At 59.7% G+C, this 14,521-nt stretch carries 15 protein-coding genes; 7 read left to right on the forward strand and 8 right to left on the reverse strand.

The window, feature by feature from the left end; genetic code table 11:
* Nucleotides 1-882, forward strand: an 882-nt coding sequence (locus BLO49_RS17930; RefSeq protein ID WP_090650976.1) for a reverse transcriptase family protein, incomplete at its 5' end; no start/stop codon positions are given.
* Between the two features lie 194 nt (nt 883-1,076).
* Here the strand turns inward: BLO49_RS17930 and BLO49_RS17935 are convergent.
* Entirely contained in the window at nt 1,077-2,240 is a 1,164-nt protein-coding gene (locus tag BLO49_RS17935; protein ID WP_090650977.1) for an alpha/beta hydrolase, read from the reverse strand.
* Between the two features lie 114 nt (nt 2,241-2,354).
* Nucleotides 2,355-3,266: a zinc metalloprotease HtpX gene (gene htpX, locus BLO49_RS17940; protein ID WP_090650979.1), complete on the reverse strand. Its 912-nt coding sequence runs from the start codon at nt 3,264-3,266 to the stop codon at nt 2,355-2,357.
* Between the two features lie 81 nt (nt 3,267-3,347).
* On the opposite strand from htpX, the gene BLO49_RS17945 reads away from it, so the two are divergent.
* Nucleotides 3,348-3,563 carry a DUF1674 domain-containing protein gene (locus BLO49_RS17945; RefSeq protein ID WP_090650993.1) on the forward strand — a complete coding sequence of 72 codons (216 nt, stop codon included), beginning with the start codon at nt 3,348-3,350 and terminating at the stop codon, nt 3,561-3,563.
* Between the two features lie 20 nt (nt 3,564-3,583).
* Here the strand turns inward: BLO49_RS17945 and BLO49_RS17950 are convergent, their stop codons facing one another.
* Nucleotides 3,584-3,853: a hypothetical protein gene (locus BLO49_RS17950; protein WP_090650981.1), complete on the reverse strand. Its 270-nt coding sequence runs from the start codon at nt 3,851-3,853 to the stop codon at nt 3,584-3,586.
* Entirely contained in the window at nt 3,850-4,539 is a 690-nt protein-coding gene (gene pyrF, locus BLO49_RS17955; protein WP_245679095.1) for an orotidine-5'-phosphate decarboxylase, read from the reverse strand. Before pyrF ends, BLO49_RS17950 begins: the two co-directional genes overlap by 4 nt.
* 77 nt (nt 4,540-4,616) lie before the next feature.
* Here pyrF and BLO49_RS17960 point away from each other — a divergent pair, with 77 nt between their 5' ends.
* Complete coding sequence (locus BLO49_RS17960; RefSeq protein WP_090650996.1) at nt 4,617-5,348, forward strand: MarC family protein; 732 nt, start codon at nt 4,617-4,619, stop codon at nt 5,346-5,348.
* On the opposite strand, the gene BLO49_RS17965 is transcribed toward BLO49_RS17960, so the two are convergent.
* Nucleotides 5,349-5,921, reverse strand: a complete 573-nt coding sequence (locus BLO49_RS17965; protein ID WP_415500751.1) for an ActR/PrrA/RegA family redox response regulator transcription factor — start codon at nt 5,919-5,921, stop codon at nt 5,349-5,351. It lies immediately after the preceding gene.
* A gap of 12 nt (nt 5,922-5,933) precedes the next feature.
* The gene (locus tag BLO49_RS17970; protein WP_090650985.1) at nt 5,934-7,325 is read right to left on the reverse strand and encodes an ActS/PrrB/RegB family redox-sensitive histidine kinase; all 1,392 of its coding nucleotides are present in this window, start codon (nt 7,323-7,325) and stop codon (nt 5,934-5,936) included.
* A gap of 26 nt (nt 7,326-7,351) precedes the next feature.
* Here BLO49_RS17970 and BLO49_RS17975 point away from each other — a divergent pair, with 26 nt between their 5' ends.
* The 3 genes from BLO49_RS17975 to BLO49_RS17985 all read left to right on the forward strand — a co-directional run bounded on the left by BLO49_RS17975 (nt 7,352) and on the right by BLO49_RS17985 (nt 10,115).
* On the forward strand, nt 7,352-7,981 hold the full coding sequence (locus tag BLO49_RS17975; protein WP_245679094.1) for an SCO family protein: 630 nt from the start codon (nt 7,352-7,354) through the stop codon (nt 7,979-7,981).
* Between the two features lie 150 nt (nt 7,982-8,131).
* Entirely contained in the window at nt 8,132-9,382 is a 1,251-nt protein-coding gene (locus BLO49_RS17980; RefSeq protein WP_090650998.1) for a polyhydroxyalkanoate depolymerase, read from the forward strand.
* Nucleotides 9,366-10,115 carry a M48 family metallopeptidase gene (locus BLO49_RS17985; RefSeq protein ID WP_090650986.1) on the forward strand — a complete coding sequence of 250 codons (750 nt, stop codon included), beginning with the start codon at nt 9,366-9,368 and terminating at the stop codon, nt 10,113-10,115. Before BLO49_RS17980 ends, BLO49_RS17985 begins: the two co-directional genes overlap by 17 nt.
* A gap of 123 nt (nt 10,116-10,238) precedes the next feature.
* Here the strand turns inward: BLO49_RS17985 and BLO49_RS17990 are convergent, their stop codons facing one another.
* Nucleotides 10,239-12,329 carry a transglycosylase domain-containing protein gene (locus BLO49_RS17990; protein WP_090650988.1) on the reverse strand — a complete coding sequence of 697 codons (2,091 nt, stop codon included), beginning with the start codon at nt 12,327-12,329 and terminating at the stop codon, nt 10,239-10,241.
* A 261-nt stretch (nt 12,330-12,590) separates the two neighbouring features.
* Here BLO49_RS17990 and BLO49_RS17995 point away from each other — a divergent pair, with 261 nt between their 5' ends.
* Nucleotides 12,591-14,153 (forward strand): RecQ family ATP-dependent DNA helicase, encoded by a 1,563-nt coding sequence (locus BLO49_RS17995; protein WP_090650990.1) that lies wholly within the window; start codon nt 12,591-12,593, stop codon nt 14,151-14,153.
* Nucleotides 14,154-14,200: 47 nt separating this feature from the next.
* Here BLO49_RS17995 and BLO49_RS18000 read toward each other — a convergent pair.
* On the reverse strand, nt 14,201-14,521 hold a 321-nt coding region (locus BLO49_RS18000; protein ID WP_170828396.1), incomplete at its 5' end, for a transposase.

The raw sequence follows: 14,521 nt of genomic DNA on the forward strand, positions 1-14,521 counted from the left end.
ATCACTCGTTTCCGGCCCAGTAGTGTCAGCCGCACCCTGAGCCCTAACCCCCGGAAATTCCAGTTTCGGGTGGCCAAGAAATGGGGAGCAGGTCATAAGGTGAAACTTCCACCTTATCTTTTTAGCCCGCGCAAGGGTGCGAAGACGCGACAAAATGCGTTGCAGCACCTTGATCAACACCACTATCTAACGATTGATCTAAAACAATTTTATCCCTCAACAAGTTTCCTCATGGTCCGGCGCTGGTTGATTGCTGATCTGGGCATGTACGAAGACGTGGCTGATCTGCTGACGCATCTTGTAACGATCGATAATGTTGTCTCGTTTGGTTCGCCGGTAACGCCTGTGCTAGTAGCGCTTGTGCATAGGCGCCTCTTCGATAATATCGCTGCCTTATGCGCAACTTATCAATTAAACTACACAGTTTGGGTTGATGATTTGACTATATCAGGCCCATCAATACCTGGTGATCTGGTAGTCCAAATAAGAGAACTCATCGCTCAAGCTGGTTTACAGAGCCACAAAGTTAGATTTCAAACTGGAAATCGCGCAGTGTTCATAACAGGTGTAGGTGTAGTTGGCGCGAGGTTGGTAGTGCCAAACAAATATAACTTGAAATTGAAAGGATTGTGGGAAGCTTATTATCAAGCAATCACTCCAGAAGAGAAACTATCGTGTGTCGATCCATTGCTTTCAATTATGGGTACGATCCGGTACATCACTGGCCGACGATCACGTATAGGCCAAAAGATGTCTAACCAGATGAATAGTCTTAGGCAAGAACGCGATAAAATTTATAATCGCATTATTATTGATGCTAAAAGCGAAGACATACAACAATTTGAGGAATGTATTTTCGCCGAGGCTATACCTTGGGATTGAAATGCACAAAGACCGGCTTTTAGTTCAAATTAGGGATTTTAAATATTCAGCAGGTTGCACCCACTGATCTTCGCGCCGGCGGTGCGGGAAAACACCATATTCGACCAGTGACCGATAGCGAAATCAGTCGCGCAGTGCCCCACCTCATAAAAAAGGCGGCCCGCCAGGACCGCCTCTTCCCATCAAAACGCTTATCAATCCCGGAACAACAATGGCGCCAGTTCATGCAGGCTGCGCCGCCAGGACAGGAACTCGTGCGCCGTATTGGGCGACACATAGAAGACGCTGTTGACGCCCGAGGCTTTGAGCTCTTCAGCGTTCTTGCGCGGGTCTTGCGGCGGTGCGCCCGGCGGCCCCATGCGCGGCCCTTCCAGTTCGCGGCTGCCGAAGCTGACAAAGGCCAGCTTGACCTTGTCCTTAAAGCCCGGCGTCTTGTTGACGTCATCGACCGAGATGGTGCCGCCGCTCAACAGACCGATATAGGCGAATTTATCGATATTGGCGAAGGTGATCAGCTTGGTCTCGAAACCGCCCATCGAAAGCCCCGCCATGGCGCGATGCGGCTGATCGGACAGGGTGCGGAAATGGCTGTCGACATAAGGGATCAATTCATTGACCAGCACCGTCTGGAACGGTTTGATATCGAAGCTGAACAAACCGCCGGGCTTGACCTCATTGGTCATGCCGTAGGTCATCACGATGATGAAGGGCCTGGCCTTCCCTTCGGCAATCAGATTATCCATGATCAGGTTGGCGTGGCCCTGATTGGCCCAGGCGGTTTCATCCTCGCCCCAGCCGTGCTGGAGATAAAGCACCGGATAGCGCTCGGCCTTGCTGGCGTCATAGCCCGGCGGCGTATAGACAAAGGCGCGGCGCTGCGTGCCCGTGCTGGGCGAGGGGAACAGAATCTGCTGCACATTGCCGTGCGGCACATCCTTGAGCGCATAGAAATCGGCGTCATGCGCCGGCACCTCGATGCCGCTTTCCCAGCGGGTCGAACCATAGAAATTCAGCGTACCCGGATCGTTGAAGGTGCCGCCATCGACGGTCAGGTGATAATAGTGGAAACCCTCATCCATCGGGCCTTCCGTGGTGCCGGTCCAGGCGCCATCCGCGCCCTTGGTCAGGGTGGTGCCGCCGCGGCCACCCAGGCCCAGGCTGACCATAACGGCCTGCGCATCGGGCGCGGTGACGCGAAAACGGACATAGCCCTGCGAATTGACCTGCGGATAGGCCTGGCCCGGCTGATTGACAGATGACGGCTTGAAATCTTCCGTGACGGCCGGTGCGGCGGTTTGCGCCATGACCGGACCGGCGAGAAACACAGCGGCCAGCGCCGTGGTTAAAACACGCTTCATTGATACCTCCCTGAGTTGCCATGTGTCTCATGGCGTTTGTTATTACTCAGACTATTGCAGCAATCCTTAATTACCGCAATACCACTTTTGGAGGTATTTTCTGCTTTCTCTGCCCTACTGAACCTTCGGCACGCTGGTCTGGCCGAAAGAGGTGCCGCGCCGCTTCATATCCATGCCGAGCTGGATCAGGGCATTGACGCGGCTTTCCGTCGCCGGGTGGGTCGAGAACAGATTGTCCATGCCGCGACCGCTCAAGGGATTGATGATGAACAGGTGCGCCGAGGCCGGATTGCGCTCGGCCTCGTGATTGACCACGCCGCCCTTGGCATAGGCTTCGATCTTTTTCAAAGCGCGCGCCAGACTTTCCGGATCGCCGGAGATTTCACCGCCCATGCGGTCGGCGGCATATTCTCGGGTGCGCGAAATCGCCATCTGGACCAGCATGGCGGCGATCGGCGCCAGAACGGCCATCAGCAGCACGACGACAATATTGCTACCGCCCTCTTCATCATCACGCGAACCGCCAAAGAACATGGCGAAATTGGCCAGTGACGAGATGGCGCCAGCGAGCGTCGCCGTGATCGTCATGGTCAGGGTGTCGCGGTTCTTCACGTGCGCCAGTTCGTGCGCCATGACGCCGCGGATTTCCTCGCGCTCAAGCATACGTAAAAGACCCGTGGTGGCAGCCACAGCGGCGTGCTGCGGATCGCGGCCGGTGGCGAAGGCGTTCGGCTGGTCGCTATCCATGATATAGACGGCCGGCATGGGCAGACCGGCCCGGCGGCTCAAACTTTCGACATCGGCATAATAGTCGCGCAGCAGGGCATTGGGCGCATTGGCGTCAATGCGTTGCGCCCCATACATACGCAGCACCATCTTGTCGGAATTATAGTAGCTGAAAACGTTCATCGCCACGGCAATGCCGAGCGCGATCAACATGCCCGTCGGCCCCGCCAGGGCAAAACCGATCACGCCGAAGAGCGCGGTCAGGCCAGCCAACAGCAGCCAGGTCTTTAACGGGTTCATTTGGATAAGGCTCCTTGAGAAACAAAACTTAGGAGCTTAGATATGGAAATCCGCGCACAACCCCGCAAGACGGTTACGAAAATGTCATCTGAGCCTGAAAAACCCGCCGATCTCAGTGCCTTAGAGGTGCGCAAGATTCTTTCCCCCGCCGCCAAACGCGCCCTGGCCGAAGCCGCCGAGCGCCGCGCGAAGGAAGAGGCCGAGATCGCAAAAGCCATTGAGGAAGGCGGCCCGACCGGTCCCGAACCCACGCGCTATGGCGACTGGGAACGTAAGGGGATTGCTGTGGACTTCTAAACACCTGCGCAACTGCTGGCTTATTTTATCCTGCGGTCCATGATCGCTATAGCGATGATAAGCAAAAATGCGCCGGGAACAGCATAATCCAAACCGACAAATTTCCAGTAATCAAACTTATCCAGGTACAGTAAGTTACCCTTCATGTCGTACTGGTGGATTCGTCCAAGTTCTGGTGCGGGTTCTCTAAATCTGTCACCTACAGATTCATATAGGATACCACGCCAAAGCATCATGCAGAGCAAAGCTAGCATGACAAAAAGAGCGAAAAAACGGATGATTTTCTTCATTTGCTTTTAATCGCCTCAAGGATCGCCTGAGTGGCCGCGACCGGGTCGGCGACACGCGTGATCGGGCGCCCCACCACCACATGCGAGGCGCCGTTGCGGAAGGCATCTTCCGGCGTGGCGATGCGCTGCTGGTCATCGACAGACGCGCCCACAGGACGCACACCTGGTGTCACGATCAGGAAATCAGCGGGCACGCGGGCGCGGATCAGCGCCGCCTCATGCGGCGAGGCCACCACGCCATCCATGCCGCATTCGACCGCCTGATCAACGCGACGCAGCACCAGATCAGCCAGCGGCACGCCATAACCCATCTCATCAAGATCACCTTGCGTCAGCGAGGTCATGACCGTCACGCCGATGATCTTGGTGTTCGGATTAGAGCGACCCCTGATCGCCGCCTTCATCACCTGCGGCTCGGCATGGACGGTCAGCAGGTCACAGGCGCCGGAGGACGCGGCCTTGGCGGCACCTTCCACCTGCGCGCCGATATCATGCAGCTTCCAGTCCTGGAAGACCTGCTTGCCCTGCGCCGCCAGTTCCTCACAAAGCGCAAGCCCGCCCTGCGCCAGAAGCGTCAGGCCGATCTTGTAATAACTGACGTTCTCACCGAGCGTTTTCACCAATGCGCGGGCCGAGGCCAGATCGGGTTCATCGAGGGCAACGATCAGGCGGGGATCAGCTTTCAGCATGGTTACAATCTCAACAGGCTTGCGGGAAAGGGCGAATTGCTGTGTGGTAAGCAAATTCATCGGTGGGCAGCCAAATGACTCTGATCTCGTTCTACGTCAACTTTTTCATCACGCTTTTCGCCCTGATCGACCCGATCGGCAATGTGCCCATCTTTGCCGCCGCCACTCAGAGCCAGAGCCCGGCCTCGCGCCGCCTGATCAGCCTCTATATCTCGATCTTCACCGCCCTGATCCTGACGGTCTTCTTCTTCGCCGGCCTCAGCATATTGAAATTCTTCGGCATTTCGATGGATGCCTTCCGAATTGCCGGCGGGCTGCTGCTCTTCCTGATGGGCCTGGAAATGGCGCGCGGCGATTTTATCGAGACCTTCACCCGCGCCGATGAGGTGGCGCATGGCGGCGATCCGGCCTCCGGCGTCCAGCCGCTCGGCCACCGCGAAAAGGCGAAGAACGCCTTTGAAAAGCTGGTCGTGCCCTTCGCCTTTCCGCTGATGGTGGGGCCGGGCACAATCTCGACCGTGGTCATCCAGGCCGGCGAAGCGCAGAAACTGGGCCTTCTGGGTCTGGCCACCGGGGTGGCCGCCATCTGCACTACCGCTTTTGCCGTGCTGCTGACCCTGCTGTTCGCCAACTCGATCTCGCGGATTTTCGGCCGCGTCGGCATGGTCGTCGTCGTGCGCGTGCTGGGCCTGATCCTCTGCGCCCTGTCGGTGCAGATCATCATATCCTCAGTCAGCCAGATTACGCATAATCTGATCCTGCCCTCTGCCGCCCACCCTTACGAGAGCGGCACGCACCACAGGTAATTATTTCGGGGCGCGCTTGGCCAGAATCCGTTGCAGCGTCCTGCGGTGCATGTTCAGTCGGCGGGCGGTTTCGGAAACATTCTGGCCGCACAGGGCATAGACGCGCTGAATATGTTCCCAGCGCACGCGATCGGCCGACATCGGGTTTTCCGGCGGCGGCGGGGCATGATCTTCCACCGCCAGCAGGGCCTTGACCACATCATCGGCATCGGCGGGTTTGGACAGGTAATCAATGGCACCGGATTTCACCGCCGCCACCGCCGTGGCGATATTGCCGTAGCCGGTCAGCATGATGGCGCGCGCTTCTGGCCGCTTCCGGTGCAGGGCCTCGACCGCCTGCAGGCCGTTACCGTCCTCCAGCCGCATGTCCATCACCGCGAAGGCCGGCGGACTGGCCTCGATCATCTCCATGGCCTGATGCACACCCTCGGCCAACACCACGGTGAAGCCGCGCATCTCCAGCGCCCGTGCCAAGCGATTGCGAAACGGCGCGTCGTCGTCCATCAGCAGCAGGGTCTTGTCGGCCAGGCCGGCAATGGCGGTTTTCAGCACTTCGTGAGGATCGGCGTCCATGAGCATAACCCCTTATACATCAGGCGACAGGATATCGATTTGATCGCGCTGCCACAAGGCCCGCACATAGGCGCCGCCGATCTCGCGGTTGCCGAAAGTGACATTGGCGCCGGTGTGTTCCAGCAGGGTCTTGGCGATGAAAAAGCCCAGCCCCATGCCGGAATGGCTTTGTGCGCCAAGCTTTTTGCCGGCTTTTACGCCCTCGTCGGCATCATAACGCGAGGAAATATAAGGCTCGCCCAGCCGCGACAATATGTCCGGCGCGAATCCCGGCCCGTCGTCCGAAATGGTCAGCGCCACATAGCCGCGCGTCACTTCGGCGCTGATGCGCACCTCCGAACGGGCGAAATCGACAGCGTTTTCGATAAAGGCGGAAAAGGCGTGCAGCCATTCCGGCCGGCGCAGGATCAGGATACCCCCGTCGGCATCGCCGATTCCGCGCGCTTCCACGTCGATATGGATGGCTACCCGCGCGCTCTGATAGGGCTCGGCGGCCGTGCTCAGGAAGGTTTTAAGCGGCACCTGGTCGTAGACCGCATCGCGTGTTTCGGGGCGGGCGGAAAGGGCCTTCAGGATATCGCGGCAGCGCTGGCTCTGTGATACCAGCAGTTCGGCATCTTCATAGAGCGGGTTTTCCGGCTTGAGGCCATGCAGCATTTCGCGCGCCACCACCTGGATCGTGCCAAGCGGCGTGCCCAGTTCGTGCGCCGCGGCCGCCGCTAGGCCGCCCAGCGCCGACAGCCGGGTCTCCTTTTCCAGCACGGCCTGTGTGGCAGCTAAAGCCTGCGCCATACGCGTCGCTTCCAGCGCCGCCTGCCAGGCATAGCCGGCGGTGAAAGCGATGCCGACCAGTATGGCCGCCAGGAAACCCAGCCGGTACATTTGGGGCAATACGAACGCCTCCCCGGCTTTCCACGGCAGGTCCAGCGACCAGAAAGCCAGAGCAATGGCGGCCGCCATTGATACCGCCACCACGATCAGTCCATGACGCGTCGGCAGGTTGGCGGCCGCCACGGTGGGCGGGGCGATCAGCAGCAGGCAGAAGGGATTGTTCAGCCCGCCGGTGACGCCGAGCAGCAGGCCAAGCTGGACGGCATCGAAGCTCAGTTGCAGGGTCGCTTCCCAGCCGGCGACGCGCGAATTGCGCCGGCCGAGGCTGAGGATGATGTTCAGCCAGGCGCTGCCCATGATGATGCTGAGGCATGACCACAGGCGAAGCGGGTAATTGAAACCATAGGCGATCAGCAGGATCATGGCGCTCTGGCCGAGAATCGCCAGCCAGCGCAGCATGATCAAGGTGCGCAGACGCAGGTGATCCTGCTCGGCCCCACCGCCGATGGGGGCTGCGACATCGGCGCCGTTTAAAAAGGCCGAGATATGGTTTAGGGTCTTGCTGACAAACATTATATTCTTTGGCTCGAAAGCTTCCGATGACTAAATTCCGCCTGGCGATCATCGCCGCCGCCTTCGCCCTGCTGATCGGCCTGGCCGGGTACAACTGGTACAACAGCCTGAAGGGCGGCGCAAATGGCGCAAGGTCGCAGTATGCGTCGCAGGTCGACCCGTCGGTGACCATCGGCGGCCCCTTCACCCTCACCAACCAGGATGGCCAGCGCGTCGATCAGTCGATCCTCAATGGCAAATGGACGGCGGTCTTCTTCGGCTACACCTATTGCCCGGATGTCTGCCCGTTGACCCTGCAATCCCTGGCCCGCACGAAAGCCGCTTTGGGCAAGGATGCCGACAAGCTTCAGATTGTCTTCATCACGGTCGACCCGGAGCGTGATTCGCCGGCCAATATGAAAGCCTACCTCGCCAGTGGCGGCTTTCCACCGGGCGTGATCGGCCTGACCGGCAGCTCAGAAGAGATCAAATCGGTCGAAAAGGCCTATCGCGTGACGGCCAGCAAGAGCGGCGATGGCGATAATTACACCTATAATCACACAGCCGTGATTTTTTTGATGAACCCGAAGGGTCAGTTCGATTCGCCGCTGATGAGCGATATTACCCCCCAGCAAAGCGCCGAACAGATCAAAGACTCAATGAAGGCAGCCACTTAGACCCTGGCGGTCACAGACGCTGTTAAACTTAAGGGTCCAGGGTGCTTCGCACCCTGGTAAACTTATGTTTTCGGGCGTCGTAATGAATTGGCAGGACATGTTTGCTAATGTAGGTTACCGCTAACGGTAACCAGAGTACACATGACCTCCATGCTCTATTCGCTCCATGAATACGCCTACTATTCCGCCGCCCCGCTGCGGGCCATGGCGCAGATGACGCGCGATTTCTGGGGGTCGAAGCTCAATCCGGCCTCGGATACCGCCATCGGCCGCACGCTCTATGCGTCTGCCGAACTGTTTTCCAACGTCACCAAGCGCTACGGCAAGCCCGAATGGGGCATCAACAGCGTAAAGATCAACGATGTCGATGTCCGGGTCCAGATCATCGAGGACTGGTCGAGCCCGTGGTGCCGCCTGCTGCGTTTCCAGCGTGATCCGTCCGATCTGCGCCGCGCCAAACGCAAGACCTCGGCGCCGGCCGTCCTGATCGTGGCGCCGCTGTCGGGCCACTACGCCACCCTGCTGCGCGGCACGGTGCAGGAATTCCTGCTCGATCACGATGTCTATATCACCGACTGGGTCAATGCCCGCCAGGTGCCGATCCTCGAAGGCCGTTTCGACTTCTATTCCTTCATGGATCATATCCGCGACATGCTGACCGTCATCGGCAGCCGCGCCCATGTGGTGGCCGTCTGCCAGCCGGGGCCGCCGGTCCTGGCCGCCGCCTGCCTGATGTCGGAAGACAGGGACGCCTGCCGCCCGGCCTCGATGACCTTCATGGGCTCGCCGATCGATGCCCGCTTCAACCCGACCGTGACCAACGACCTGGCGCAGGAAAAGCCCTTCACCTGGTTCAAATCGAACATGATCCACACCGTGCCGCCGCCCTATCCGGGCCTTGGCCGCCGCGTCTATCCGGGCTTTGTCCAGCTCTACAGCTTCATGAGCATGAATGAGGCCCGCCACGCCGATGCGCACTGGGATTATTTCCATTCGCTGGTCGATAATGACGGCGACGCCGAAACCAAGCACCTGGAATTTTACGACGAATACCTGTCGGTGCTCGACCTGACCGAGGAATTCTACCTCCAGACCATCGACCTGGTGTTCCAGAAGTTCGCCCTGCCGAAGGGGGAACTGGTCCATAAGGGACGCGCCGTCGATACGAAAGCCATTACCGATATCGCCCTGATGACCGTGGAAGGCGAGAAGGACGATATTTCCGGCGTCGGCCAGACCCAGGCGGCACACGCCATGTGTCCCAATATTCCGGACGACAGGAAGCTCCTGTATGTCCAGAAAGGCGCCGGCCACTACGGCGTCTTTAACGGCCGCCGCTTCCGCGAAGACATCTATCCACGCATCCGCGATTTCATCGCCCAAAATGATAAGCTCGCTTAAGGCGCTGATCCGCCCGACGGCCACCTATGCTGCCGGCGACCTGCTGGATTGCGGCGAATATAAACTGCGCCTGAAGGTCAATGCCCGTGCCAGGCGGATTTCCCTGCGCATCGATGCGCGGAGCGGTGAAGCCGTGGTGACGGCACCTCGCCCGAAGCACCTGGCCGATGCCGTCGATTTTGCCCGCAGCCGCCATGACTGGATATTGCAGCACCGCCGCAACCAGGACGCACCTCAAGCCTTCGCGCCCGGTATGGCGCTTGCCATACGCGGCCATACCGTCACTCTGGCGGAAAAGGCCGGCGTTATCACGGCCCGCCCCATGCAAACCGACGATGGCTCATGGCAGTTGGTCACCAGCGGCGACGAGAAGCTGTTCGCCCGTCGCATCGAGCGCTACCTGCGTCAACAGGCGCTTAAGACACTCCAGACCGAGACCGACCGCTATGCGAAAATGCTGGGCGTTTCCGGCGTGAAAATTTCACTGTTCGACGCCCGCGGCCGCTGGGGCTCCTGCACGCCGGGGCGCAAGGCCATCCGCTATAGCTGGCGGGTGATCCTGGCGCCGCCGAAGGTGCTGGAATATCTTGTCGCCCACGAATGCGCGCACCTGAAGCATCCGGACCATTCCGATCGTTTCTGGAACGAAGTAACCGCGATGTTCGGCGACTACAAGCCGGCGCGCAAATGGCTCAAGACCGAGGGCCATACACTGTTTAAGTACAGTTCGTAAATATCTCCCCCTCTTGGAGGGGGAGCTTGGAAATTGCTATTCGCAATTTTCAAGAGGGGGTAAATTCCGTCCGTGTTACCCCCTCGGTCAGCTCTGTCGCAGTTCAGGTTGAGGCCCGTGGCCTCACTGGTTCTTCCTTTGCGCTTCCGAGAAGAGATCGTCCAGCGAACTGTCCTTTTTCTTCTCTTCCGGGTTGGGGATCGGCTTCATGGTGACGATCGGCGGCAGCTCACCATTCTGACCCTGGCCATTGTCATTGGCCGCCTGCGAGGCCGCCACGGCATCCGCCTGGGTGCCCAGCAGGTCGCGCAGGGCATCCTCGGCCACCGGAGTTAACTCGCTCGGCGGCGGGCCTTCCGGAATGGCGCTGACCTGGATGCGCTTGAGCGCCGAGGTCATATAGGTCTTCCAGATGGCGGCGGGTGTACCGGCGCCGGTGACCTTGCCCTTCATCGGCGTGTTATCGTCGCGTCCCACCCACACCACGGTGACGAAGCCGCCGGTGAAGCCGTCGAACCAGGCATCGCGGTAGTCGCTGGTGGTGCCGGTCTTGCCGGCGAGGTCATAGCCGGGAATATTAGCGCCGGTGCCGGAACCGCGCGCCATGACCCCACGCATCATCAGGGTCATGTTGGACAGGGCCGGATTATTGACCACGCGCACGCGGCCACCGTCCTCGCCCGGATCGCGGTACTGGTACATCACCTTGCCGGTGGCGGTGCGGATGCGAATGACGCCATGCACGGTGGCGCGGATGCCGCCATTTGAGAACGGAATATAGGCTTGCGCCATTTCCAGCGGCGTGGCCTCGGAGGTGCCGAGCGCCATGGCCGGATCGGTGTTGATCTTGGCCGTCAGTCCCATGCGGTGCGCCGTCGCCGCGACATTATCGCGGCCGATATCATTGGCCAGGCGCACGGCCACCGTATTGATCGAATGGGCCAGGGCGGTTTGCAGGTCGATCAGGCCCATATAACTCCGGGTGTAGTTTTCCGGAGAATAATCGCCAATGCTGTAGGGCTCATCCACCACCGGTGTGGTCGGCTGGTAACCCTTTTCCATCGCCGTCAGGTAGACAAACGGCTTGAAAGACGATCCGGTCTGGCGGTGGGCGTCGGTGGCGCGGTTGAACTGCGAGTCGGCATAGGAAACCCCACCGATCATGGCGCGGATACGGCCTTCGCCATCCACTGACACGACCGCCGCCTGCTGCACACCCTTTTTGGCGTCTCGCGCCATGATGGTCTGGACGGCGCGCTCGGCGTCGGTCTGGATCGGCAGGTCGAGCGTGGTCTCGACGATCAGATCTTCGGTGTTCTTCGGATCGATCAGCGAGCGGATATCCTTGTCCAGCCAGTCGATGAAATACTGCGCATGGGCCGAGGCCAGGGTCTTCGACACGCTGATCGGCTTGGCGATGGCCTCGTCGCGCTGCTCAGGCGTAATGACCTTCGATTGCACCATTTCATTGAGCACGATCATGGCGCGGCGGCCGGCGCGTTCCTGATCGGAAAGCGGCGAATAGGAGTTCGGCGCCTTCATCAGGCCGGCCAGCATGGCAGCCTCACCCACGCTTAAGTCCTTGGCATCCTTGTTGAAATAGCGCTGCGATGCCGCCTCTATGCCATAGGCCCCCGCGCCGAAATAGACCCGGTTGAGGTACATCTCCAGGATTTCCTTCTTGGTGTACTTGTGCTCAAGCCACACCGCGATCATCAGTTCCTGAACCTTGCGCTTCATGTTCTGGTTGGCGCTGAGGAAGAGATTACGCGCCAGTTGCTGGGTGATGGTGGAGCCACCAGCCAGGTTAGAGCCTTTTTTCTTGCTGAGATTACGCAAAAGCGCGCGGCTGATACCGACCGGGTCGAAACCCGGATGGGTAAAGAACCGGCGGTCTTCGATGGCCACGAAGGCCAGCGGCACATAGTCGGGCAGTTCCTCGATCTTGACTGGCGCCGATGCCTGCGATCCGCCGCGCACGGCGATCAGAGCGCCCGAGCGATCGAGATAGGTGATGGAGGGCTGCCGGTCCGGATTGTCGAGCTTCGAAATATCCGGCAGGTCGATGGCCATGACGCCGACAAAAGCCACGCCAAAAATAGCGATCCAGATGACCGCTATGGTCAGCCAGTAAAAGACAGCCTGCAGAGGCGAGCGACGCCCTGTTCTTTTCCCCGTCCCCATACCGTCATCGGGGCCCCGTCCGTTAGACATTCAATCCTCACTCATGAACATGGTTCCGCATCGCCCGCTGCGGTCTTTAAGTGTCTTATAGCAAATCCAGGGAAGCTGTCGCGTGAAGATTGGTTAACCCGCGCGTACCCCCCGACACCGGCCATAGCATAGCACGGCTATTCAGGCAAAAATAAGCCGCCAGAGTCACCGGCGTCACGGACTCTGAGCCGTAAGTTTATCCGCGCCTCTCTCCACCTTTACCTCTTGGCCCGAAGAGCGAAACACCCTATCGCTAAATCAATGTCCTCCCCTGCCGATACCCTGAACCGACCCGCCAGCGATATGGCTCGCGCCGAAGATATCCTGCGCACGGTTTTCGGCTACGAGGCCTTTCGCGGCAAGCAGGCCGAGGTCATCGCCTCGGTCCTTTCCGGTCATGACACCCTGGCCGTCCTGCCGACCGGTGGCGGCAAGAGCCTGTGTTATCAAATCCCGGCGCTCCTTAGGGGGCGCATCGGCATCGTCATCTCCCCGCTGATTGCCCTGATGAGCGATCAGGTGATGGCGCTGAAAGCGCGCGGCGTGCGCGCCGAACGGCTCGATTCCAGCCAGTCGCTCGACGATCGCACCCGTCTGTGGGACGATGCTAGCGACGGCAATCTTGACCTGCTCTACCTGTCACCGGAAGCCCTGTCGCCCTTCGTGCTCGACCGGCTGGTCAAACTGCGCCCATCCATCATGGCGATCGACGAAGCGCACTGCATCAGCCAGTGGGGCCATGATTTCCGTCCGGAATACCGCGCGCTCGGCCAGCTCAAGGCCCTGCTGCCCGGCGTGCCGACCCTGGCCCTGACCGCCACGGCCGACGCCCATACACGCGGGGATATCAAGGCCGCCCTGCATATCGATGACGCCGCCGAGATCGTGGCCGGGTTCGACCGGCCCAACCTCTCCCTGCGCTTTGTCCGCCGCAAGGGCGCCGTGCTGAAATCGATCGTCGATATCCTGCGGCGGCAAAAAGGCAATGCCGGCATCATCTATTGCGGTTCGCGTGACGGCACCGAAAAGCTGGCGCAAAACCTGACCAAGGAAGGCTTTTCCGCCACCGCCTATCATGCCGGGCTTCCGGCGCAGGTGCGCGAAGACCGGCTTAAGGCTTTCATGGCGGGCAAGTCCAAGATCATGGTCGCCACCATTGCCTTTGGTATGGGCATCAACAAGGCCGATGTCCGCTTTGTCATCCATGCCGATCCGCCCTCTTCCACCGAAGCCTACTGGCAGGAGGTCGGTCGCGCCGGACGCGACGGCCTGCCCGCCGCCGGCATCTGTTTCCATAATCCCGGCGATCTGGGATGGGCCATTCGCCGTCTGGGCCTGCGTGAAAGTGAGGGCGCGGCGGATCAATCGGTGCAGAAGGAAAAGGCGCGCGACTTTTTCCAGATGGTGCTCGGCCATGACTGCCGCAAACAGGCCATCCGGCAGTATTTCGGCGACGAGGCGGGCGAGCCCTGCCGGTCATGCGACAACTGCCTGAACCGCAATCGCGTTACCGATGTCACCGAGGCCGCCCAGATGCTGATGTCGGCCCTCTATCGGCTGAACGGGCCGCGCGGCCGCAAGAAGCTGATCGACCATGTGCTCGGCAAGTCCGACAAGCCCGATTACACCACACGGCTTCAGACCTTCGGTATTGCCCGCGATTATGACGCCGGCCTGCTGACCCATGTACTCGACCAGTGCGAGGCCCTGGGCATCATCGAGGAAGAGCTGTACGACAACAAGATGCCGATTGTCGGGCTAAAAGACGCCGGCAAGCTCAAGCAGCTCTTCAAGGGCGACATCCGGATCGAAGCGAAACTCTAAGCTTCTTGTACCTCCCCATCTCTGATGGGGAGCGACTGTGTTATTAGTCAAGTTTTTTGTTCAGTCCACGGCCTGTTATCTCTGATCATGGCGTTGATCTGTGTCAGTAGTTTCCTGGCGACGGCGATCATGGCGACCATTTTAGGCTTTCCGGCCTTGACCAGGTTTTCAAAGAAGGTCTTGAAAGTCTTGTTGTGGGTCTTTGCGCTCAATGCGCTGACGAACAGGGCGCAACGGACGCTTTTGCGGCCGCCGCCGATAAAGCTCTTGCCGCGCCATTGTCCTGATTGCCGAGTGAAGGGGGCCAGACCCGCCAGGGCAGCGATCTGACGCCGGTTGAGCCTCCCCAGTTCGGGCAGTTCGGCCAG

This window comes from Asticcacaulis taihuensis, from assembly GCF_900100255.1.
GTDB classification, from domain to species: Bacteria; Pseudomonadota; Alphaproteobacteria; order Caulobacterales; family Caulobacteraceae; genus Asticcacaulis; species Asticcacaulis taihuensis.

Bases quoted from the DNA above. Each gene is read 5' to 3' on its own strand.
- BLO49_RS17975 (WP_245679094.1), top strand. From the start codon at position 7,352: ATGACTAAATTCCGCCTGGCGATCATCGCCGCCGCCTTCGCCCTGCTG.
- BLO49_RS17995 (WP_090650990.1), top strand. From the start codon at position 12,591: ATGTCCTCCCCTGCCGATACCCTGAACCGACCCGCCAGCGATATGGCT.
- BLO49_RS17960 (WP_090650996.1), top strand. From the start codon at position 4,617: ATGACTCTGATCTCGTTCTACGTCAACTTTTTCATCACGCTTTTCGCC.
- BLO49_RS17990 (WP_090650988.1), bottom strand. From the start codon at position 12,329: ATGTCTAACGGACGGGGCCCCGATGACGGTATGGGGACGGGGAAAAGA.
- BLO49_RS17950 (WP_090650981.1), bottom strand. From the start codon at position 3,853: ATGAAGAAAATCATCCGTTTTTTCGCTCTTTTTGTCATGCTAGCTTTG.
- BLO49_RS17980 (WP_090650998.1), top strand. From the start codon at position 8,132: ATGCTCTATTCGCTCCATGAATACGCCTACTATTCCGCCGCCCCGCTG.
- BLO49_RS17970 (WP_090650985.1), bottom strand. From the start codon at position 7,325: ATGTTTGTCAGCAAGACCCTAAACCATATCTCGGCCTTTTTAAACGGC.
- BLO49_RS17965 (WP_415500751.1), bottom strand. From the start codon at position 5,921: ATGGACGCCGATCCTCACGAAGTGCTGAAAACCGCCATTGCCGGCCTG.
- htpX (WP_090650979.1), bottom strand. From the start codon at position 3,266: ATGAACCCGTTAAAGACCTGGCTGCTGTTGGCTGGCCTGACCGCGCTC.
- BLO49_RS17945 (WP_090650993.1), top strand. From the start codon at position 3,348: ATGTCATCTGAGCCTGAAAAACCCGCCGATCTCAGTGCCTTAGAGGTG.
- BLO49_RS17935 (WP_090650977.1), bottom strand. From the start codon at position 2,240: ATGAAGCGTGTTTTAACCACGGCGCTGGCCGCTGTGTTTCTCGCCGGT.
- BLO49_RS17985 (WP_090650986.1), top strand. From the start codon at position 9,366: ATGATAAGCTCGCTTAAGGCGCTGATCCGCCCGACGGCCACCTATGCT.